Annotated in this window: 18 protein-coding genes and 1 pseudogene; 13 read left to right on the forward strand and 6 right to left on the reverse strand. The window is 60.7% G+C overall.

The window, feature by feature from the left end; genetic code table 11:
• The first annotated feature begins 36 nt into the window (after positions 1–36).
• From nuoM to AC1RMG_RS20535, 4 genes are all read left to right on the forward strand, one after another.
• A complete protein-coding gene (gene nuoM, locus AC1RMG_RS20520; protein WP_019092840.1) occupies positions 37–1,569 on the forward strand; it encodes an NADH-quinone oxidoreductase subunit M in 1,533 nt (510 codons plus the stop codon).
• Positions 1,570–1,576: 7 nt separating this feature from the next.
• Entirely contained in the window at positions 1,577–3,040 is a 1,464-nt protein-coding gene (nuoN, locus tag AC1RMG_RS20525; protein ID WP_015636299.1) for an NADH-quinone oxidoreductase subunit NuoN, read from the forward strand.
• A 237-nt stretch (positions 3,041–3,277) separates the two neighbouring features.
• On the forward strand, positions 3,278–3,628 hold the full coding sequence (locus tag AC1RMG_RS20530; protein WP_183000997.1) for a toxin: 351 nt from the start codon (positions 3,278–3,280) through the stop codon (positions 3,626–3,628).
• On the forward strand, positions 3,615–3,932 hold the full coding sequence (locus AC1RMG_RS20535) for a helix-turn-helix domain-containing protein (RefSeq protein ID WP_053152691.1): 318 nt from the start codon (positions 3,615–3,617) through the stop codon (positions 3,930–3,932). Before AC1RMG_RS20530 ends, AC1RMG_RS20535 begins: the two co-directional genes overlap by 14 nt.
• A gap of 68 nt (positions 3,933–4,000) precedes the next feature.
• Here AC1RMG_RS20535 and cysS read toward each other — a convergent pair whose 3' ends face one another.
• On the reverse strand, positions 4,001–5,383 hold the full coding sequence (cysS, locus tag AC1RMG_RS20540; protein ID WP_053159449.1) for a cysteine--tRNA ligase: 1,383 nt from the start codon (positions 5,381–5,383) through the stop codon (positions 4,001–4,003).
• Positions 5,384–5,401: 18 nt separating this feature from the next.
• Positions 5,402–7,102: a glutamine--tRNA ligase/YqeY domain fusion protein gene (locus tag AC1RMG_RS20545; RefSeq protein ID WP_011062200.1), complete on the reverse strand. Its 1,701-nt coding sequence runs from the start codon at positions 7,100–7,102 to the stop codon at positions 5,402–5,404.
• Between the two features lie 270 nt (positions 7,103–7,372).
• Between AC1RMG_RS20545 and AC1RMG_RS20550 the strand changes: the two genes are divergently transcribed.
• Both AC1RMG_RS20550 and AC1RMG_RS20555 read left to right on the forward strand, forming a co-directional pair.
• On the forward strand, positions 7,373–7,876 hold the full coding sequence (locus AC1RMG_RS20550; RefSeq protein WP_011062201.1) for a peptidylprolyl isomerase: 504 nt from the start codon (positions 7,373–7,375) through the stop codon (positions 7,874–7,876).
• A complete protein-coding gene (locus AC1RMG_RS20555) occupies positions 7,873–8,625 on the forward strand; it encodes a UDP-2,3-diacylglucosamine diphosphatase (RefSeq protein ID WP_011062202.1) in 753 nt (250 codons plus the stop codon). Before AC1RMG_RS20550 ends, AC1RMG_RS20555 begins: the two co-directional genes overlap by 4 nt.
• A gap of 97 nt (positions 8,626–8,722) precedes the next feature.
• On the opposite strand, the gene AC1RMG_RS20560 is transcribed toward AC1RMG_RS20555, so the two are convergent.
• From AC1RMG_RS20560 to AC1RMG_RS20575, 4 genes are all read right to left on the reverse strand, one after another.
• The gene (locus tag AC1RMG_RS20560; RefSeq protein WP_493170101.1) at positions 8,723–10,252 is read right to left on the reverse strand and encodes a DHA2 family efflux MFS transporter permease subunit; all 1,530 of its coding nucleotides are present in this window, start codon (positions 10,250–10,252) and stop codon (positions 8,723–8,725) included.
• 77 nt (positions 10,253–10,329) lie between these two features.
• Positions 10,330–11,532 (reverse strand): HlyD family secretion protein, encoded by a 1,203-nt coding sequence (locus AC1RMG_RS20565; protein ID WP_011062204.1) that lies wholly within the window; start codon positions 11,530–11,532, stop codon positions 10,330–10,332.
• Between the two features lie 14 nt (positions 11,533–11,546).
• Positions 11,547–13,016, reverse strand: coding sequence for an efflux transporter outer membrane subunit (locus AC1RMG_RS20570; RefSeq protein WP_011062205.1), 1,470 nt, complete (start codon positions 13,014–13,016; stop codon positions 11,547–11,549).
• Entirely contained in the window at positions 13,006–13,488 is a 483-nt protein-coding gene (locus tag AC1RMG_RS20575; RefSeq protein WP_011062206.1) for a MarR family winged helix-turn-helix transcriptional regulator, read from the reverse strand. Before AC1RMG_RS20575 ends, AC1RMG_RS20570 begins: the two co-directional genes overlap by 11 nt.
• Positions 13,489–13,910: 422 nt before the next feature.
• Between AC1RMG_RS20575 and AC1RMG_RS20580 the strand changes: the two genes are divergently transcribed.
• The 7 genes and pseudogenes from AC1RMG_RS20580 (at position 13,911) to AC1RMG_RS20610 (ending at position 21,123) form a co-directional block, all read left to right on the forward strand.
• A complete protein-coding gene (locus AC1RMG_RS20580) occupies positions 13,911–14,882 on the forward strand; it encodes a fimbrial protein (RefSeq protein ID WP_262212432.1) in 972 nt (323 codons plus the stop codon).
• Between the two features lie 70 nt (positions 14,883–14,952).
• Positions 14,953–15,276 carry a hypothetical protein gene (locus AC1RMG_RS20585; RefSeq protein ID WP_262212434.1) on the forward strand — a complete coding sequence of 108 codons (324 nt, stop codon included), beginning with the start codon at positions 14,953–14,955 and terminating at the stop codon, positions 15,274–15,276.
• A gap of 17 nt (positions 15,277–15,293) precedes the next feature.
• Positions 15,294–15,690, forward strand: a pseudogene (locus AC1RMG_RS20590) (EAL domain-containing protein); the annotation flags it as partial.
• Between the two features lie 68 nt (positions 15,691–15,758).
• Entirely contained in the window at positions 15,759–18,932 is a 3,174-nt protein-coding gene (locus AC1RMG_RS20595; protein ID WP_493170104.1) for a hybrid sensor histidine kinase/response regulator, read from the forward strand.
• 21 nt (positions 18,933–18,953) lie between these two features.
• Positions 18,954–19,601: a response regulator gene (locus tag AC1RMG_RS20600; protein WP_370059374.1), complete on the forward strand. Its 648-nt coding sequence runs from the start codon at positions 18,954–18,956 to the stop codon at positions 19,599–19,601.
• Between the two features lie 109 nt (positions 19,602–19,710).
• Positions 19,711–20,301, forward strand: a complete 591-nt coding sequence (locus AC1RMG_RS20605; protein WP_125062756.1) for a fimbrial protein — start codon at positions 19,711–19,713, stop codon at positions 20,299–20,301.
• A 72-nt stretch (positions 20,302–20,373) separates the two neighbouring features.
• On the forward strand, positions 20,374–21,123 hold the full coding sequence (locus AC1RMG_RS20610; protein ID WP_368994169.1) for a fimbrial biogenesis chaperone: 750 nt from the start codon (positions 20,374–20,376) through the stop codon (positions 21,121–21,123).
• Positions 21,124–21,202 lie beyond the last annotated feature (79 nt).

Raw genomic sequence — 21,202 nt, forward strand, 5'->3', positions numbered from 1 at the left:
GAACCTTGCGAACTTGCGAAAGGAATTGAGCCCGTCATGATTCTGCCTTGGCTAATCCTGATCCCCTTCATCGGCGGCCTGCTGTGCTGGCTGGGTGAGCGCTTCGGCGCCACCCTCCCCCGCTGGATTGCGCTGTTGACCATGACCCTGGAACTCGCCCTCGGCCTCTGGCTGTGGGCCCACGGTAACTATTCATATGCTCCGGCGCCTGGCGTCGATCCGACTTGGGCCCTGGAGTTCAAGCACCAGTGGATCGAGCGCTTCGGCATCAACGTGCACCTGGCGCTGGACGGCCTGTCGCTGCTGATGATCCTGCTGACCGGCCTGCTGGGTATCCTCTCGGTACTCTGCTCCTGGAAAGAGATCCAGCGCCACGTGGGCTTCTTCCACCTGAACCTGATGTGGATCCTGGGCGGCGTGGTCGGCGTGTTCCTGGCGCTGGACCTGTTCATGTTCTTCTTCTTCTGGGAAATGATGCTGGTGCCGATGTACTTCCTCATCGCGCTCTGGGGTCACAGCTCGGCAGACGGCAAGAAAACCCGGATCTACGCAGCGACCAAGTTCTTCATCTTCACTCAGGCTTCCGGCCTGATCATGCTGGTGGCGATCCTGGGCCTGGTGCTGGTGAACTTCAACAACACCGGGGTTATCACCTTCGATTACGCCCAGTTGCTGAAAACCAAGATGTCCACTGCCACCGAGTACATCCTGATGCTCGGCTTCTTCATCGCCTTCGCGGTGAAGCTGCCCGTGGTGCCATTCCACTCCTGGCTGCCTGACGCTCACGCCCAGGCACCGACCGCCGGTTCCGTGGACCTGGCGGGCATCCTGCTGAAGACGGCGGCCTACGGCCTGCTGCGTTTCGCCCTGCCACTGTTCCCCAACGCCTCGGCAGAGTTCGCACCGATCGCCATGACCCTGGGTCTGGTCGGGATCTTCTACGGTGCCTTCCTGGCCTTCGCCCAGACCGACATCAAGCGCCTGATCGCCTTCTCCAGCGTTTCCCACATGGGCTTCGTGCTGATCGGGATCTACTCCGGCAGCCAGCAGGCCCTGCAGGGCGCGGTGATCCAGATGCTGGCCCACGGTGTTTCGGCAGCCGCGCTGTTTATCCTCAGCGGCCAGCTATACGAGCGCACCCATACCCGCGACATGCGTGAAATGGGCGGCCTGTGGTCGCGTATCGCCTACCTGCCGGCCATCAGCCTGTTCTTCGCAGCCGCCTCCCTGGGCCTGCCGGGCACCGGCAACTTCGTCGGCGAGTTCCTGATCCTGATCGGCACCTTCGTCAGCGCTCCATGGATCACCGCGATCGCGACTTCGGGCCTGGTGTTCGGCTCGGTCTACTCGCTGATCATGATCCACCGTGCCTACTTCGGCCCGTCCAAGTCGGACGCGGTACTGCACGGAATGGATGCTCGCGAACTGATCATGGTGCTGGGGCTGGCGGTACTGCTGATCTACATCGGCGTTTACCCGCAACCGTTCCTCGATACCTCTGCCGCCACCATGCATGGCGTGCAGCAATGGCTCAGCACCGCCTTCACTCAACTCGCTTCGGCCCGGTAAGAGCGCTATGGACTTTACGATTCAACACTTTATAGCCCTGGCGCCGCTGCTGATCACCAGCGCCACCCTTGTGGTGGTGATGTTGGCGATCGCCTGGCGGCGCAACCACGCCCAGACCTTCCTGCTGTCGGTGGCAGGTCTGAACCTGGCATTGCTGTCGATCTTCCCGGTGCTGAAAGTGGCACCGCTGGCGGTCACCCCGCTGTTGCAGATCGACCAGTTCGCCTGCCTGTACATGGCCCTGATCCTGGTGGCCACCCTGGCCTGCGTCACCCTGGCCCACGCCTACCTGGGCGATGGCAGCAGCGGTTACCCGGGCAACCGTGAAGAGCTGTACCTGCTGATCCTGCTGGCCGCCGCTGGTGGCCTGGTACTGGTCAGCGCGCAGAACCTGGCCGGCCTGTTCATCGGCCTGGAACTGCTCTCGGTACCGGTCTACGGCCTGGTGGCCTATGCCTTCTTCAACAAGCGCTCCCTGGAAGCCGGCATCAAGTACATGGTGCTGTCGGCAGCCGGTTCGGGCTTCCTGTTGTTCGGCATGGCCCTGCTCTACGCAGAAGCCGGCAGCCTGAGCTTCAGCGGTATCGGCCAGGCCCTGGCCGCCACCGGCCTGCCAAGCCCGCTGGCGCAACTGGGCCTGGGCATGATGCTGATCGGCCTGGCCTTCAAGCTGTCGCTGGTGCCTTTCCACCTGTGGACTCCTGACGTCTACGAAGGCGCCCCGGCCCCGGTCGCCGCCTTCCTGGCCACCGCCAGCAAGGTGGCGGTGTTCGCGGTACTGGTGCGTCTGTTCCAGCTGTCGCCAGTGGCCAGCAGCGGTGTCCTGAGCAACGTGCTGACCGTGATCGCCATTGCCTCGATCCTGGTGGGCAACCTGTTGGCGCTGACCCAGAGCAACCTCAAGCGTCTGCTGGGTTACTCGTCCATCGCCCACTTCGGCTACCTGCTGATCGCCCTGGTGGCCAGCAAGGGCCTGGCCATGGAAGCCATCGGCGTGTACCTGGTCACCTACGTGATCACCAGCCTTGGCGCCTTCGGTGTGATCACCCTGATGTCTTCGCCGTACAAAGGCCGTGATGCCGACGCCCTGTACGAGTACCGCGGCCTGTTCTGGCGCCGTCCGTACCTGACCGCCGTCCTCACCGTGATGATGCTGTCCCTGGCCGGTATCCCGCTGACCGCGGGCTTCATCGGCAAGTTCTACATCATCGCTACCGGTGTCGAAGCGCACCAATGGTGGCTGGTCGGTTCCTTGGTCATGGGCAGCGCCATCGGCGTCTTCTACTACCTGCGAGTGATGGTCACCCTGTACCTGATCGAGCCGAACCTGCGTCGCGTCGATGCCCAACTGCACTGGGAACAGAAAGCCGGTGGCGTCATGCTGCTGGCCATCGCGGTCCTGGCGTTCTTCCTCGGCGTATACCCACAGCCGCTGCTGACCCTGGTCCAGCATTCGGGCCTGGCAGGTTGATCGCTTAAGCTTCAGCGCAACACACAGAACGGCACCTTCGGGTGCCGTTTTGCATTTCAGGGCCCTGCCCTCCCCTCTTCCCAGCAAAACTCGGAATCGCCCTTCCTGCCACGTCGGCCCGGTCCGACATTCAGCCCGCTGCCGCAGGCATAGACTGCTGCCAGATCAAACGCGGCGCCCAGCGGGCCTTGACCAAAGCTGTATCTCCACCCACTCTATACGCAGGAAGCGTATGAAATGAATGCTCTGTTTATTGAACTACCGGCATTTGCGCGATACCGAAAGGACTTCCTTGACGACGAGTTGTTCTGCGAACTGCAGATCGAGTTGCTGCGCCACCCGCACGCGGGTGTTCTGATTCAGGGCACTGGCGGCTTGCGCAAGATGCGTTTCATCGATGAGCGACGCAATAAGGGCAGGCGTGGCGGGCTGAGAGTGATTTATTACTGGTGGTCCGGAGGAGCACAGTTCTGGCTCTTCACCCTGTTCGACAAGGAGCAGATGGACGACCTGCTACCGCAGCAGCGACAACAGCTCAAACAACTGCTGGAACGTGAAATCGAGGCCAGAAGACATGACCAAACGTGACATCTTTTCCGAACTGGTTGAAGGCATCGACGCCCTCACCCAGGAACGCCAGGGCAAGATCACCCTGCGCAGCCATAAAGTGAAACTCGACAAGCTGCCCCCCATCACCGCCGCCGAGGTGATGAACATCCGCCAGCAACTCAACCTCTCGCGCTCGGTGTTCGCCATGTACCTGCGCACCAACACCCGCACCCTGGAGAACTGGGAACAGGGCCGCGCCATACCCAACGCCCAGGCCACGACCTTGATACGCCTGGTGGAGCGCTACCCCGATACAGTGGAGCGCCTCGCCTCGCTGGCCTGATCCTGCACTGTTCGAAGGGCAACAAAAAACCCGCACCAGGCGGGTTTCTTGTTGCAGCGAACGCAGGCTCAGTCAGCCAGGCGCCAGGTCGTACCGCCCTTGCCGTCTTCCAGGATCACGCCCATGGCGGTGATCTGGTCGCGGATCCGATCGGACTCTGCCCAATCCTTGTTGGCACGGGCCGCCAGGCGGGCCTGGATCAGCGCCTCGACTTCTGCCGCATCGACCCGACCTTCGGCACCGGCCTGCAGGAAGTCGTCGGCCTCCAGTTGCAGCACGCCCAGCACACTGGCCAGTTCCTTCAAGCGGGCTGCCAGACCGGCCGCCGCATCGATATCGCTCTCACGCAGGCGGTTGATCTCGCGCACCATCTCGAACAGCACGGCACAGGCTTCCGGAGTACCGAAGTCGTCGTTCATCACCTGGGTGAAACGCTCGACGAAGGCTTCGCCACCGGCCGGCGCCACTTTCGGCAGGCCCTTGAGTGCATGGTAGAAACGCTCCAGGGCGCCCTTGGCGTCCTTGAGGTTGTCTTCCGAGTAGTTGATGGCGCTGCGGTAGTGGCTGGCCACCAGCAGGTAACGCACCACTTCCGGATGGTACTTGTCGAGCACGTCGCGAATGGTGAAGAAGTTGTTCAAGGACTTGGACATCTTCTCGCCATTGATGCGGATCATGCCGCAGTGCATCCAGGCGTTGGCGTAGGTCTTGCCGGTAGCCGCCTCGCTCTGGGCGATCTCGTTCTCGTGGTGCGGGAACTCCAGGTCGCTGCCGCCGCCATGAATGTCGAAGGTCTCGCCCAGGCAGCAGGTGGACATCACCGAGCACTCGATGTGCCAGCCCGGACGCCCGTCACCCCAAGGCGATGGCCAGCTCGGCTCACCCGGCTTGGCGGCTTTCCACAGGACGAAGTCCAGCGGGTCCTGTTTCGACTCGTCGACTTCGATCCGCGCGCCGATGCGCAGGTCTTCGATCTTCTTGCGCGACAGCTTGCCGTAGCCCATGAACTTGCCGACGCGGTAGTACACGTCGCCATTGCCCGGAGCGTAGGCGTAGCCCTTGTCGATCAGGGTCTGGATCATCGCGTGCATGCCGGGGATATGGTCGGTGGCGCGCGGTTCCATGTCCGGCTTCTTGATGTTCAGCCGCGCCTCGTCCTCGTGCATCGCCGCGATCATGCGCTCGGTCAGGGCCTCGAAGGCCTCGCCGTTCTCATTGGCACGATTGATGATCTTGTCGTCGATATCCGTGATGTTGCGCACATAGGTCAAGTCATACCCGCTGAAACGCAGCCAGCGGGTAATCAGGTCGAAGGCCACCATGCTGCGGCCGTGCCCCAGGTGGCAGTAGTCGTACACGGTCATGCCGCACACGTACATGCGCACCTTGTTGCCATCCAGCGGCTTGAAGACTTCTTTGCTCTTGGTGAGCGTGTTGTAGATCGTTAGCACGTTAGTTCCTTGACTGAATCACTGACCCCAGGAGTCGCGCAGGGTCACAGTACGGTTGAATACCGGAGCGCCTGGTTTCGAGTCCTTGATATCCGCGCAGAAGTAGCCTTCGCGCTCGAACTGGAAACGGTCTTCCGGCTGTGCGTTGCCCAGCGAGGGTTCGGCACGACAACCAGTGAGCACTTGCAGGGAGTCAGGGTTGATGTTGTCCAGGAAACTCGCGCTGTCCTCGGCCTTCTCCGGGTTCGGAGAACGGAACAGACGATCGTACAAACGCACTTCGCACTCGACGCTGGCGGCAGCCGGCACCCAGTGGACCACGCCCTTGACCTTGCGGCCTTCAGGGTTCTTGCCCAGGGTGTCCGGGTCGTAGGAGCAACGCAGCTCGACGATATTGCCCTCGGCGTCCTTGATCGCTTCATCGGCACGGATCACGTAGCTGCCACGCAGGCGCACTTCGCCGTTCGGCTCCAGGCGCTTGTAGCCCTTTGGCGGCTCTTCCATGAAGTCGTCACGGTCGATGTAGATTTCACGGGCGAACGGCAGCTGGCGCACGCCGAGTTCTTCTTTCTGCGGATGACGCGGCAGTTCGAGGTTCTCGACCTGGCCTTCCGGGTAGTTGGTGATCACGACTTTCAACGGACGCAGCACGCACATGGCACGCGGGGCATTCGCGTCGAGGTCCTGACGGATGCTGAATTCCAGCATGCCGTAATCGACCACACCGTCGGAGCGGTTGGTGCCAACCATCTCGCAGAAATTGCGGATCGATGCCGGGGTGTAGCCGCGGCGGCGGAAGCCCGACAGGGTCGACATGCGCGGGTCGTCCCAACCATTCACGTGCTTCTCGTCCACCAGTTGCTTGAGCTTGCGCTTGCTGGTGATGGTGTAGTTCAGGTTCAGGCGGCTGAACTCGTACTGGCGCGGGTGCGCGGGCACCGGCAGGTGCTCGAGGAACCACTCGTACAGCGGACGGTGGCTTTCGAACTCCAGGGTGCAGATCGAGTGGGTGATGCCTTCGATGGCGTCCGACTGGCCGTGGGTGAAGTCGTAGTTGGGGTAGATGCACCACTTGTCACCGGTCTGGTGGTGGTGAGCGTGACGGATGCGATACATGATCGGGTCGCGCAGGTTCATGTTCGGCGAGGCCATGTCGATCTTGGCCCGCAGCACGCGGGCGCCGTCCGGGAACTCGCCGGCGCGCATGCGGGCGAACCAGTCCAGGTTCTCTTCCACCGAGCGATCGCGGAACGGGCTGTTCTTGCCTGGCTCGGTGAGGCTGCCGCGGTATTCCTTGGCCTGGTCAGGGGTCAGGTCGCAGACATAGGCCTTGCCCGCCTTGATCAGTTCCACGGCCCAGTCGTGCAACTGGTCGAAGTACTGCGAGGCATAACGCACTTCGCCGGACCACTCAAAACCCAGCCACTTGACGTCGCTTTCAATGGCGTCGATGTATTCCTGGTCTTCCTTGGCCGGGTTGGTGTCGTCGAAACGCAGGTGCGTGACGCCACCGAATTCCTGGGCCAGACCGAAGTTCACGCAGATCGACTTGGCGTGACCGATGTGCAGGTAACCATTGGGCTCCGGAGGGAAGCGGGTCACGATCTGTGTGTGCTTACCCGAGTCCAGGTCCGCCTGGATGATCGGGCGCAGGAAGTTGACCGGTACGGCCGGTCCAGTCTTGGAATTCGAGGTAGGGTCGACAGTGGGCTTGCTCATAGGATCCTTGAACGTACAAGTGCGTGGCCGGGTGCGGCCTGACAAATCAAAACGGATATCATAGCCGATGCTGTCAAGTACCTGACAGAGCGCAGCTTTAAAACTGCGGCTATTAATGGCAGGCCGGTGAAAAAACAGCCTCGAAATTCGTGGCTGTCACGCTAAACTGCGCTCCTTGGCTGCAAGATGGCCAAACCGGTCCGGGCTGCCCACGCGTCCCGATACCCAGGATTTTCTTGAAAACGCTTCTCCTTATAAAGAGTACCGACCATGACCCAAGTCAAACTGACCACCAACCACGGCGAGATCGTGCTGGAACTGAACGCCGAGAAAGCCCCGTTGACCGTGGCCAACTTCGTCGAATACGTGAAAGCCGGTCACTATGAAAACACCGTTTTTCACCGCGTCATCGGTAACTTCATGATCCAGGGCGGCGGCTTCGAACCTGGCATGAAAGAAAAGAAAGACAAGCGTCCAAGCATCCAGAACGAAGCTGACAACGGCCTTTCCAACGACAAGTACACCGTTGCCATGGCCCGCACCATGGAGCCGCATTCGGCTTCCGCGCAGTTCTTCATCAACGTTGCCGACAACAGCTTCCTCAACCACAGCGGCAAGACCGTGCAGGGCTGGGGCTACGCCGTATTCGGCAAAGTGATCGCCGGCACCGAGGTGGTCGACAAGATCAAGGGCGTGGCCACCACCATGAAGTCCGGCCACCAGGACGTACCCGCAGACGACGTGATCATCGAGAAAGCCGAGATCATTGAGTGATACTGCTGATTTCAGATCTGCATCTGGAAGAGGAGCGCCCGGACATCACCCGGGCGTTTCTGGAATTACTCGGTGGGCGCGCCCGCGCCGCCGAGGCGCTGTACATCCTCGGGGACTTTTTCGAGGTATGGATCGGCGACGATGCCATGACCCCCTACCAGCTTTCCATTTGCCAGGCATTGCGCGAGCTCAGCGACAGCGGCACGCAGATCTTCCTGATGCATGGCAATCGCGACTTCATGCTCGGCAAGGCCTTCTGCAAGGCGGCCGGTGCCACCCTGCTCAAGGATCCCAGCGTCGTCGACTTCTACGGCGAGCCGGTATTGCTGATGCACGGTGACAGCCTGTGCACCCGTGACGAAGCCTACATGCGTATGCGCCGCTACCTGCGCAACCCGCTGAGCCTGTGGATTCTGCGCCACCTGCCCCTGGGCACCCGGCGCAAGCTGGCGCGCAAGCTGCGCAACGAAAGCCGGGCCCAGACCCGCATGAAGGCCAACGACATTGTCGATGTGACCCCGGACCAGGTACCGCAGGTCATGCAGGAACACGGGGTGCGCACCCTGGTTCACGGCCACACCCATCGCCCGGCGATCCACAAGCTGCAGATCGGCGAACAAGCCGCCAAGCGCATTGTGCTGGGGGACTGGGACCGTCAGGGCTGGGCGCTGCAGGTGGATGAGCAGGGTTTCCAACTGGCGGCGTTCGATTTCGTACCGACGCAACTGGCGCTGCCCGGTTCGCCCTGAACGGACGCCCTCGCTGCCGTAGGAGCCGGCTTGCCGGCGAAGGGGCCAGCAAGCCTTGCATGGCCCTTTCGGACGCCTGCGCCTGCGACGAAGGGCATCAATGCCCCGCCGCGGCTGGGCCGGCCTTGGCAGCGAATGGCGGCTTGGCCAGCCAGACCAGCAGAATCAGGCCCATGAAGCCCCAGCCCAGCAAGGTGAAGTAGTCCACGGTCGAGAGCATGTATGCCTGGCTGGTCAGGACTTGATCCAGCTGCGCGTAAGCCTTGGTGCTCGCGCCTCCGAGATTGCTCAGCGCATCCCGGGTGACCGGGTCGAAGATGCTCATGCTTTCGCTCATGTAAGCGTGATGCTGGTCTGCCCGGCGAATCCAGATCCAGGTGGTCAGCGACGCCGCAAAACTACCCCCCAGAGTCCGCAGGAAGGTTGCCAGGCCAGCGCCGTCGGCGATCTGGTGCGGTGGCAGGTCGGACATCAGGATGCTCAGGGTCGGCATGAAGAACAGCGCCACGCCGATGCCCATGAACAGTTGCACCAGGGCGATGTGCTGGAAGTCCACTTCATTGGTGAAACCGGCACGCATGAAGCAGCTCAGGCCAATGGCCAGGAATGCCAGCCCTGCCAGCAGGCGCAGGTCGAACTTGTTCGCGTACTTGCCGACAAAGGGTGACAACAGCACCGGCAGGATGCCGATCGGTGCCACCGCCAGCCCCGCCCATGTCGCGGTGTAGCCCATCTGGGTCTGCAACCATTGCGGCAGGATCAGGTTAATACCGAAGAACCCGGCGTAACCCAGCACCAGCACTATCGTGCCAATGCTGAAGTTGCGGTGCGCGAACAGCCGCAGGTTGACCACCGGATGCTGGTCGGTCATTTCCCAGATGATGAACACCGCCAGCGCGATCACCGAAATCGCCGCACCGATGATGATGAAGTTCGACTCGAACCAGTCCAGGTCATTGCCCTTGTCGAGGATCACCTGCAACGCGCCGACGCCAATGACCAGCGAAATCAGCCCGACGTAGTCCATCGGCTGACGGCTGGTGACCACCGGGCGCTTGGCCAGCTGCGAACGCACCACCATTACCGCAAAAATGCCGATCGGAACGTTGATGAAGAAAATCCACGGCCAGCTGTAGCTGTCGGTGATCCAGCCGCCAAGAATGGGACCAGCAATCGGCGCCACTACCGTGACCATTGCCAGCAATGCCAGGGCCATGCCGCGCCTGGCGGGTGGATAAACGGCGATCAACAGGGTTTGCGTCATTGGGTACAACGGCCCGGCCACCAGGCCTTGCAGCACACGAAAGCCGATCAGCTCAGGCATCGAGGTCGAGATGCCGCAGAGAAACGAGGCCAGCACAAACAGCATCGTCGCCCAGAGAAACAGTTTTACCTCGCCAAAGCGCCGGCTGAGCCAGCCGGTCAGCGGCAACGCAATCGCATTGCTCACGGCAAACGAGGTAATCACCCACGTGCCCTGCTCCGAACTCACACCAAGGTTGCCGGAAATCGTCGGCAACGCCACGTTGGCGATGGTGGTGTCGAGCACCTGCATGAAGGTCGCCAGCGACAGGCCGATGGTGCTGAGCAACAGGCTGGGCGGCGTGAAAGAAGCGTTATTGCTCATCGCGAATCCTTTGGAACCGGGGTGGCGCTGCGCCCCTGTGGGGCGAGCATGCTCGCACCCACAGGGTCAGTGGCGAATCAGCGTTGCGCGGTTTTGCTGACCACAGCGCTGTTGTCATGGATCAGCTGAGCGATCATCGCATCGGCTTCGGCCAACTGCCGGTCGTAGACGTTGGTGCTGAACGAGGCCTTTTGCTGCGGTTGCTGCGCCAGTACCGGGCCGCTCTGGTCATGCAGGTTCACTTCAACATTGGTCGACAGCCCAACCCGCAGTGGGTGCTTGGCCAGCTCTTCGGCATTGATGTGAATCCGCACCGGCACACGCTGCACGATCTTGATCCAGTTGCCGGTGGCGTTTTGCGCGGGCAACAGAGCAAACGCGCTGCCGGTGCCGGCGCCGAGGCTGTCGACGGTGCCACTGTATTTCACGCTGCTGCCGTAGATGTCGGACTCGATGTCCACGGGCTGGCCGATGCGCATGTCACGCAGTTGGGTTTCCTTGAAGTTGGCATCGATCCACAGTTGATCCAGCGGGATCACCGCCATCAACGCCGTACCCGGTTGCACTCGCTGGCCGAGCTGCACGGTGCGTTTGGCAACGTAACCGGTGACCGGCGCGATCAGGGTGCTGCGCGCATTGGTCAGGTAGGCCTGGCGCAGATCCGCAGCCGCCGACATCACGTCCGGGTGCGACGAGACCACGGTGTCATCGACCAGCGCACTGGTGGTTTTCAACTGCTGCTTGGCGTTGGCCAGGGCGTTTTGCGCCGAGGTCAGGTCGTCGCGGGCGTGGGACAGTTCTTCCTGGGAGATCGCGCCGCCAGCGGCAAGGTTTTTCCGGCGGTTGAAGTTGTCCTGAGCCTTCTGCACTTCGGCCTGTTGCGCGTTGACCTGGGCTTTCATGCCGTCGACATTGCTGTACAGGCCGCGAACCTGACGCACGGTACGCGCCAGTTTCGCCTGGGCACTTTGCAGACCGACTTCGGCATCGTTGGGGTCGAAGTTGATCAGCACCTGACCTTCGTGGACCAGGTCACCATCGTCGGCGCCGATGCTGACCACGGTACCGGTCACCAGCGGAGTGATTTCAACGACGTTGCCGTTGACGTAGGCGTCATCGGTGCTCTCATTCCAGCGCCCGATGAATTCGTGATAAGCCCAGACACCGGCACCGGTGAGGGCCACAACGATGGCCAGCACCAGCAGCATCACTTTGCGCTTGCGCGGATTGCCGGTGTCTTGCGAGTTGTCTTGAGCTTGGGTGTTTTCGGCAGTGGCCATGACAAATACCTGAATTAGTTGTGCGGCGTGGCTGGAATGGCGTTGGCTGCGCTCAGGGTCTCGCCCTGAAAGCCCCCGCCCAGCGCTTGCATCAGTTGAATCGACAGATCGATCTGCTCGGCATTGAGGTTGGCCAACTGACGTTGGGCCTGCAGCAGTTGCTGCTCGATGCTGAGCACGTCCAGGTAGTTGCCGATGCCGGAACCGTAACGCTGGACCACGGTGTTATAGGAATCCTGAGCAATATCGGTGGCGTGCTGTTGCGCGCCGATTTGCCGGCCGATGTCACGCAACTGGTTGATCGTGTCGCTGACATCACCCAGCGCTTTCACCAGGCTTTTGTTGTACTGCGCCACCGCCAGATCGTAATCGGCGTCACGCGAATCGAGGTTGGCGCGCAGGCGCCCGCCATCGAAGATGGGTAGCGAAATGGTCGGGGCGATGCTGAAGAAGCGACTGGCCGAACCAAACATTGCGTCACCCAACAAGGATTCGGCACCGGCGGACGCCGTAAGGTTCAGGTTGGGATAGAAGCGGGTTTTCGCCGAATCGATGTCTTTGCTCGCGGCCTCTACACGCCAGCGGGCGGCGACCAGGTCCGGGCGGCGGCCAAGCAGCTCTGCCGGAAGAACCGAGGGCACTGCCACGGCGCTGGCTTGCAATACTTTGGGCCGGGCGATTTCACTGCCGCGATCCGGGCCTTTGCCGAGCAGCACGGCCAGGGCGATTTTCGCACTGCTCAGGCGTTTTTCGGCGTCGATCAGGCTGGCTTCGGAACTGGCTTCCAGGCTCTGGGTTTGCTGGAGCTGGTACTGGCTGTCGATCCCGGCGCTCAAGCGACGCTGGCTCAGATCGAGCATTTGCCTGGTGCGCTTGAGATCGTCGCTGGCCAGGTCATAGACGATGTGCGCCTGCCCCAGATCGCTGTAGGCCCGGGCCACATCGGCGGCGAGGGTCAATTGCGCGGCCTGACGGTCGACTTCAGCAGCACGAGCCTGGCCGAGTGCGGCTTCCCAGGCATCACGCTGGCCGCCCCACAGGTCGAAGTTGTAATTGAAGCCGGCGCTGATGTTACGCACGGTGGCGTAGGCATCGCCCTGCCCCAGCGGATCCTGATCCTTGGCCAGGCGCGAACGGCTGATGCCGGCGCTGGCGTCGAGGGTCGGATAGCGTTCGGCATCGGCGGCATACGCGGCGGCGCTGGCCTGATGGGCGCGGGCGGCGGCGATCTGCATGTCCGGACTGTCGCGCAGGGCTTCGCGGATCAGACCGTCGAGCTGTGGATCGCCAAGGCTGGTCCACCAGTCGCTTTTCGGCCATGCCGCAGGCGACAGGGTCACACCGTTGAGGGATTGGCCGGCCTTCAGGCTTTTCGCGTCGAGATTTTTGCCTTGGGTATCGAGGCCGCTGTAATTGGCGCATCCGGCAAGGATCATCGCCGACAGCACCAGCGTCAGGCTGCTGCGCAAGGTTTTACTGCTCATTGTGTTCACCTAAGCGCTGGATGGTGATCGGGTCACCGGCGGCCAGCAGGATTTTCTTGAGGATGTATTCCAGGGTCTTCAACTCGTCCGGGGAGATCGCGCCAGCCAGTTCATTCATCGCGTCGGCGCCGATCTGCGGCAGACGATCCGTCAACTGCTGGCCCTGTTCGGTCAGGGTCAGTTGCACTTGGCGGCGATCACCTTCGCTGCGTTGGCGAGCCAGGAAGCCCTTCTGCTCCAGACGATCGAGCATGCGTGTCATCGAACCGCTGTCCAGCGACAGGTGCCGGCACAGCTCGGCCGGGGTATCGACGCCGAACTGGGCCATGATGATCAACACTTTGAACTGCGCGGCAGTGATGCCGTGGGGTTCCATGTGGGTGTCGATGATCCGGTCCTTGAGCAATGCGGCGCGGCCCAGCAACAGGCCGAGATGGCAGGTTTTGAATTCGTCCGGGGTGAAATGCTTCATGTGCTCACCTAATAACTGCCTAGGCAGTGAATATATGTCGAGATGTTACTGCCTAGGCAGCGAATGTCAACGCAATAGTTAGGTTGCTTTGTAATTAGTTGACCAATGGACTGGGTCTTTATGTTGAACAGGCGGGCGTCATCGCCAACCTGCTGGCGACGGGTACAACCCAGGTGTAGCGACAATCAGGATTCATCGAGACAACGGGCACACGCGTCGGCGCCGCTATCCAGAACCTGGGGCTGGTGATCACTCAGGCAAAATCCAGCAGCGGCAACCAGCAAGGTTTTCAGGGGCTGGCAAGCCTAATACGCCCCTTATCTGCGGATCGCGGCAAGGTCATATAGGAATCGCCTGATATCCCTCGGCAGGCAGCGTGTTTAACGTACCGCGCTCCTTGGCCGACACGTATAGCCCTGTTCATGAAGCGATTAAAACCGCACCACCCCTTGCTCACCGTTGTTGCGGCGACTTTACTGGTTTGCTCGTTGGAGGCGATGGCAGCGAATTGCACGTTCCTCGGTGCCACCACCACACAAACCCTCAACTTCGGCGCAAGCCTCGCCAATGGTGGCCTGACAATCCCGGCCGACACGCCCGATGGCACAGTGGTCTACCAGGACACCGCACAGCAATCTCTCTCGCACAGTTGGTCGTGCAATGCGACCTCGCAATACGGCGTGGCAGTCAATCCCGCGCTTGGCACCCCAACCAGCACCGTAACGACCTTCCCCTTGGGCAAGACCGGCCTCTCGTTCCGTATCTGGATGGATATGCTAAGTCGCTATGAGCCTTCCCTGTTTGCAATCAGCCCGAAAAGCTACAGCGTGGTATCCGGCGCAATCCGGCTGGAAATCGTCAAGTCAGGCCCACTGGCATCGCAAGTCAGGATTGATGCCGGCAATCTGGGCGATCTGCGATCTGGTGAGCTGATCCTGAACAAATTCAACCTGAGCAATGCTCTGGTGTTGAATGCGGCCTCCTGCCAGACCCCGTCCGTACCAGTCGCCATGGGCGATGACTATCAACTCAACGAGTTTGCCGAGGCGGGAGCGAAACCTCGCACGGTGCACTTCGACATCGGCTTGAACCAGTGCCAGACCGGCATCAAGAAAGTCACCTACTCGCTCAAGGCCAACACCCCGGTCATCGACGCCAAAAAAGGCATCGTCGCGCTCAACGGCAGCTCCACCGCTAAAGGCATTGGCCTGCAACTGATGAATGACCTCGGGCAACCGATGGCACTGGATACCACCTACCCGTTCGACGCGTTCACCACCACCGGCACCAGCTTCAAGATTCCCTTGTCGGCCACGTATTACCGCCTGGAGACAAGTGAACTCAAGGCCGGCAGTGCCAACACCGAAGTCACCTTCATCGTGAACTACCTGTAACGATCTACTGCCTGCCGGTAATAAGGTTCATCTGCTTTTCCCGGCCTCTGGCCGTCTCAATAGTGCCGGGATGAGATTGAAGAACTACCTTCGCCCGATCAGCTCTACACCCCATGCTGTACGGTACCTGCTAGGCACCTTTGCCTTGGTGCTGCTGTGGGGCATTCTGGGCGGTCTCCAGCGCTTCCTGTTGTTTACCTTCAACAACGAAGCGCCCCAGCGGCGCAGCTACATGAGCAGCGCGATCGCCAAAGTGCATACCATTTTCACCACCCGCAAAGCCCGGCTGAAAGCCTGTACCCGTCGGCCACCCGCAAAACCAAAACAGATTGGCCGGTATCCGATGAAGAGCTCCGCCTGTGGCTCGGTCAAACGCCGGCCAGCAATGAATTGAAGAAGTGCTAGATGCTGGATGACATCGGCAATTTCTACTCCGCGGCCTGCCTTCACGAATCAAAGCGCCTGACCCGTCCCAGGATGATGTCGGCAAGGACCGCAGTTCGTCCTTGAACCTGGTATCAGCCCCCTGTACCAGCTCGAAGATCGACCGCACGCAGATGTAGGGCTAGAACGCCAACCAGGAGCCGGCGCAGGCGCTGACCAGCATTGCCAGCCTGGATCGACAGTCGGATCTGACGCTGCTGGCCGAGGGCGCGGAAACCACGCAAGAACTTGCTATGTTGCGTAAAATCGACTGCACTCAGGTTCAGGCCGTCCTGGTCTCCCCCGCAGTGCCTTCGGATCAATTCCAGCAGTTGCTGCCCATGGCGGGCCGGCGCAAGCGTACTCATGCGCAAGCGGGCGTTGACGGCTGTCACTTGCCATCGAGGTCACTGTGTCCAACGGCTCTCCCATCACTGCTGCCCAGGCCCTCTAATGCCACATCCCAACGCCTTTCTGGAGAAACTCGCCAGCAGTTCATCGCGCCTGAACAAGAGCCTGCTGGTGCTCGGCGCCCTGGTGTTGCTGTTGCTGGGTATCAGCTATGTGGGGGTGACGCGCATGATCGAAGAGCGGCGCGAAACCTTGCAATTTCACTTTGCCCGGCTGATGGAGAATGTCCACGAACAGGAAGTGTTCCTGCAGGATATTGCCCGGGAAAGCGCCAAGGGCGAACGGCTGCCCAATGCCATGTTGCCGCCCTACTCACAAAAACCCCTGCCCGATGAAGGGCCGAACATTTACGAAGGCCGCGGCCTGCCGTTTTCGCTGCCCTATAGCTTGAAGATCAATACGGACAGGATTGCCCCCAGCCAATACCCGAAAATCTTTGCGCTGGGTACCCATCTGGCGGCCTATTACAGTGCGTTCTGGTCGGCCTCGCACTATCAGTCTCCGCAGGTTGTCCTGATCAATGGCCCCGACAATTTTGACCTGGCCGTACCCTCCGTCGGGCGTTTGCGCGGTACGGGGCAGTTACCGATGCAGACGGGCCATCTGGTCGATGTGATGACCCAGGTGAACAAACGCCTGCGCGGGCACAACTCGCCATTGCCAGATCTTCAGGTGCGCTGGGAACCCTATGTCTCTTCCGAGGACGACAAGAGCGCGCCCACCCTGCTGGCTTACGTGAGTATCAACCTGGCGAAAACCGCATTGACCGTCGAGGGCGCCGATACCTGGGTGGTACTGGGCTCGCTGATGAACCTGTCCCAGGTCAACAACATCGAACGGCTGATGCAGTGGTCGATCTACGATGACTTCACCTTGATCACCCCCCGTGGCGTGGTATTGACCGGTGCTCTGAAACCCGGCCAGGTGCTGGATGAAGGGGTGAATTTCAACCGCGACGGCCTGGTGTTCAAACTGAGCAGCCCCGGGGAGCAACACTGGACGGCGATCTACGTCATCAGCCTGCGCAGTTTCCTCGACTACGCGCTGTGGCCATTGCTGTGCCTGGTTGCTCTGGTGCTTGCGCTGCTCGGTTGCAGTCGGGCGGTCAATCGCTGGTACCAGGCCCGGGTCATCCTGCCCGCGCAGAGGGCGCACGCCAGCATCGCCGAAAGCGAGGCGTTCAGCCGCACGGTGATCGATACGGCGCCGACCGGCCTGTGCGTGATTCGCCACAGCGATCACCACGTACTGCTGGAAAACCAGCGCGCCCAGCAATGGCACGACAACGGCCGGTTGATGAGCTTGCTCACGCCCCTTACGGGCCCCGGTCACGCCGATCTTGAAATCAATGGGCGCCACCTGCACGTCGCCTTTGTGCCCACCCGCTATCAGGGCCAGGACGCCTGGTTATGTGCGTTGCATGACGTGACCCGGCATGTCGAAGATGCGGCGGCGCTGGAAGAAGCGCGCCAGGCCGCCGACTCGGCAAACCAGGCCAAGAGCCGCTTCCTCGCTACCATGAGCCACGAGATCCGCACTCCCCTGTACGGCGTGCTGGGAACTCTGGAGCTGCTCGGCCTGACCTCGCTCGCCCCGCGCCAGCAGGATTACCTGCACACCATCCAGCGCTCCTCCGCCACGTTGTTCCAACTGATCAGCGATGTGCTGGATGTGTCGAAAATCGAAGCCGGACAGATGACCCTCGAACTTCAGGATTTCTGCCCGCTGCAACTGACCGAAGACACCGTGCGCACCTACAGCGCCTTCGCCCGATCCAAGGGCCTGCTGCTCTATGCCTGCATCGACCCGGCGCTGCCGGACCGGTTGCGCGGTGACCCGATACGGATTCGCCAGATCCTCAACAACCTGCTGAGCAACGCCATCAAGTTCACCGATAACGGTCGCGTGGTGCTGCGGGTTCAGTTGCTGGAAAGCGACGATGGCCGCGCCCACGTGCAGTGGCAGGTCAGCGATTCGGGAGGAGGAATTTCCCTGGCGCAACAGCAACAACTGTTCGACCCTTTCTATCAGGTCAACGATGCCACTGAACAGGCCGGTGCCGGATTGGGACTGGCCATTTGCAAATGGCTGTGCGAGTTGATGGAGGGCCAGTTGAACCTAGTCAGCGAGCCCGGGCTCGGCAGCAGTTTCACCCTTCAACTCGCACTGGAACACGCACCCGGTGAGCTGGCCGGTTGCCCTGTGTTCAACCCCGGCAGCAGCATCGTCTATGTGCGTGCGCAGGTCACTGAGCAGGCACAAAACCTGATCGCCTGGCTCAAGCGTTTTGGCCTCGACTGCCACCCGCTGAGGCCCGATACACCGGCGTCATCGGCACTGCTGGTAGAGCTTTCCCCCCTGGCCGATACCGCGGCCTGGCCCGGTCCGAAGGTCGTCGCCAGGGCGGATGGCCCCAACCCTGCGCAATTGCGCGGTACCGACCGAGAAGTCGACGCCCATGATGTCCGCGCGATCGCCTGGGCGATTTACCAGGCCCAGCACGGCGTCAGCGCCGACAGCCAACCTTCGTCGCCGGAAAAGCCCCGGCAGTTGAATCTGCAAGTGCTGGTGGCGGAAGACAATGTGATCAACTCGGCGATCATCAAGGAGCAACTGGAAGTGCTGGGCTGCTCGGTGGTCGTCGCGGCCAATGGCGAGCTGGCCCTGGCGCAGTGGTCGCCCGGACGCTTCGATCTGCTGCTGACCGACGTCAACATGCCGGTCATGAACGGCTACCAATTGGCCACGGCGTTACGGCTTCAGGATCAGACGCTGCCGATTATCGGCGTCACCGCCAACGCCTTGCGCGAAGAAGGCGAGCGCTGCGCCGACGTCGGCATGAACGCCTGGATGGTCAAGCCACTGAACCTCGCCACCCTGCGCGCGCACCTGGAAAGACATTGCAAAATCGCCCTGCCGGCGACCAGCGTTGCCCCTCTAAAGCTGTCACCGAAAATGCGCGAACTGTTTGTCACGACGCTGCGCCAGGACATGCAGACCACGCTGACGGCATTGGACAACGCCGATGCCCATCGCGTGGCGCAACAGCTGCACAGCATGGCCGGTGCATTGGGTGCGGTACAGCTCGAAGAACTGGCCACAACCTTCGTCGAACTGGAGTGCCGCCTGAACGGCCTGAGCGTGACCCACGCACTGGACCTGGAGGTGCGCCAGAAGCTGGCTCGATTGAAAGACCTGCTGGACACCCTTGAATAATTTCACTGCGGATAATCAGCCATGGAAACCCTCAAGGTTGCCATTGCCGATGACCACCCCATCGTCCTGGTGGGGGTGCGAGAGCTGGTTGAGCGCGGCCAGTGCTTTCGCGTGGTGGGCGAAGCCGTTTGCTCCAGCGAGCTGATCAACCTGCTCGAAACCCGCCAGGTGAATCTGGTCATCACCGATTTCAACATGCCCGGCGACTCGACCTACGGCGATGGTCTGAAACTGATGGAATACCTGACGCGGCACTTCCCCGACGTGCGGATGCTGGTGCTGACGATGATTTCCAACCCGCTGATCCTGACGCGCCTGCAAGAGCTCGGGGTGCAGGCCATCATCCAGAAAAACCAGCTGCATAACGAAATCGAAACGGCGCTCAAGGCCATTGCCCGGGGCAAGCCGGTGCGCAGCAGCGGCCCACCGCCGACCTCGGTGATCACCAACAATGCCGGCCTCGACGAGCGCTTTACTCGCCTGTCGCCCAAGGAGCACAAAATCTTGCGTTTGTTTGTTTCGGGAATGGCCGTTAGCGAGATTGCCCGGAGTCTGAACAGAAGTGCCAAGACAATAAGCACTCAGAAGATATCGGCCATGCGCAAACTTGAAGTCAGCAGCGACCAGGACTTGTCGGCTTACTGCTTAGAGCGAAACTTGTTCAACTAACAGCTCCAAAAAATCCACTTATACACGACTTCTAGGAATCGTCTGATGTCCCATCAAAAGTGCGTGTTATATCGTGTTGTTGCTTTAATACCACCTATTGGAAAACAACATGAAAAAGATGACTCGCGCACTTCTCGCCCTTTCGATCATTGCCGCTACCGGAAATGCTCTGGCAGCCGATCCGGTTACACCAACCAAGGCTGGCAGCGGCACTATCAACTTCACCGGTACCATCAACAACGATGCCTGTTCGGTTGAAGGCGCCGGAAGCAACAAGACCATTTCAGTCGCCATGGGCGAAGTTTCGATCAAGGACATGGGCACCGCCACTGCACCTAAAGGCAACGGCACCCTGAGCGCCGAGAACTTCGACATGAAGATCAACTGCAACGCTGGAACCAAGGTCGCGATGATCTTCGAACCAACCAGGGGCGCAGGTTCGGGCATTGAACCCGGCACCAAGGTGCTGCGCCTGATCGATGGCCTGGGGGCTGCGAAAGGTATCGGCATTGCGCTGCTTGATTCCAATGGCGCCGTGATCGACCTCAGCTCGCCGAGCACCGCAAAAATCGAAAACACTCTGCAAGACAGCAACGCCACCCTCAAATTCTCCGCAGCCTACGTAACCACCGTCGATCCGAAACTGGCTGTTGCCGGTCGTGGCGACGCCACCCTGCCGTTCACGCTGCAATACGAATAACCCGCGCGAACACACAAGCCTGGTGCGGGGCCGTTCGGCCCTGCGCCCTCATTAAATTGCGCGGTAGCCCTCATGTTTTATCGTCACTCACTGTCCTTTTGTGCAGGCCTGCTGGGCCTGTTCGTGGTCAATCAGGCCATGGCCGGGATTTCCTTGAGCAGCACCCGTCTGATTTTCGACGGCCAGCACAAGGAGGCCGGAATCACCGTGCGTAACAGCGGTGAAGATGTGTTGATCCAGTCGTGGATCGACACCGACTCCAGCGAAACCGCAGCCGTACCCTTTGCTGTGACGCCGCCCCTGGTGCGCGTCAGCGGCGACGAACAGCAAATATTGCGGGTGATCTACGAAGGCGCGGGCATGCCGACCGACCGCGAGTCGGTGGTGTGGCTCAATGTGCAAGAGATCCCTAAAGCGGCGAAATCCGAGAACACGTTGCAACTGGCCGTACGCCAGCGCATCAAGGTGTTCTTCCGCCCGGCAGGCCTGAAAAGCAACGCCTATCTGGCACCGAGCGAACTGACCTGGCGGCTGACAGAACAAGCCGGCAAGAGCTTGTTGGTGGTGAATAACCCAGGCCGGTATCACGTGTCGATTGCAGATATCACACTTCAATCCGGCACCATCAGTGAACACCCCTTCGATTCGATGATGATTGCCCCCGGCGAACAAAAAAGCTTCCCCCTTAAACAACTTCACAACGCCAATACAGCCCGCCTTTCATTTAGCAGTATTAATGACTATGGCGCACAAGATCATTATGGCGCGCAACTTACCAACAGTGCTGATACCCGAGCCAGTTTGAATAAACAAACCCCATAACTTACGTGCCGCTGTGACGGCTGCACTTCCACTGTATTTCTCTTCGCTCCGTTAGTTCGTATCGGAGGTGATATAGGGT

The sequence above is a fragment of the Pseudomonas sp. GW822-FHT04H02 genome, from assembly GCF_058800645.1.

Coding starts and splice junctions, on each gene's coding strand:
- nuoM (WP_019092840.1), top strand. CDS start 37: ATGATTCTGCCTTGGCTAATCCTGATCCCCTTCATCGGCGGCCTGCTG.
- nuoN (WP_015636299.1), top strand. CDS start 1,577: ATGGACTTTACGATTCAACACTTTATAGCCCTGGCGCCGCTGCTGATC.
- AC1RMG_RS20530 (WP_183000997.1), top strand. CDS start 3,278: ATGAATGCTCTGTTTATTGAACTACCGGCATTTGCGCGATACCGAAAG.
- AC1RMG_RS20535 (WP_053152691.1), top strand. CDS start 3,615: ATGACCAAACGTGACATCTTTTCCGAACTGGTTGAAGGCATCGACGCC.
- AC1RMG_RS20545 (WP_011062200.1), bottom strand. CDS start 7,102: ATGAGCAAGCCCACTGTCGACCCTACCTCGAATTCCAAGACTGGACCG.
- AC1RMG_RS20550 (WP_011062201.1), top strand. CDS start 7,373: ATGACCCAAGTCAAACTGACCACCAACCACGGCGAGATCGTGCTGGAA.
- AC1RMG_RS20560 (WP_493170101.1), bottom strand. CDS start 10,252: ATGAGCAATAACGCTTCTTTCACGCCGCCCAGCCTGTTGCTCAGCACC.
- AC1RMG_RS20565 (WP_011062204.1), bottom strand. CDS start 11,532: ATGGCCACTGCCGAAAACACCCAAGCTCAAGACAACTCGCAAGACACC.
- AC1RMG_RS20570 (WP_011062205.1), bottom strand. CDS start 13,016: ATGAGCAGTAAAACCTTGCGCAGCAGCCTGACGCTGGTGCTGTCGGCG.
- AC1RMG_RS20575 (WP_011062206.1), bottom strand. CDS start 13,488: ATGAAGCATTTCACCCCGGACGAATTCAAAACCTGCCATCTCGGCCTG.
- AC1RMG_RS20580 (WP_262212432.1), top strand. CDS start 13,911: ATGAAGCGATTAAAACCGCACCACCCCTTGCTCACCGTTGTTGCGGCG.
- AC1RMG_RS20585 (WP_262212434.1), top strand. CDS start 14,953: ATGAGATTGAAGAACTACCTTCGCCCGATCAGCTCTACACCCCATGCT.
- AC1RMG_RS20595 (WP_493170104.1), top strand. CDS start 15,759: ATGCCACATCCCAACGCCTTTCTGGAGAAACTCGCCAGCAGTTCATCG.
- AC1RMG_RS20600 (WP_370059374.1), top strand. CDS start 18,954: ATGGAAACCCTCAAGGTTGCCATTGCCGATGACCACCCCATCGTCCTG.
- AC1RMG_RS20605 (WP_125062756.1), top strand. CDS start 19,711: ATGAAAAAGATGACTCGCGCACTTCTCGCCCTTTCGATCATTGCCGCT.
- AC1RMG_RS20610 (WP_368994169.1), top strand. CDS start 20,374: ATGTTTTATCGTCACTCACTGTCCTTTTGTGCAGGCCTGCTGGGCCTG.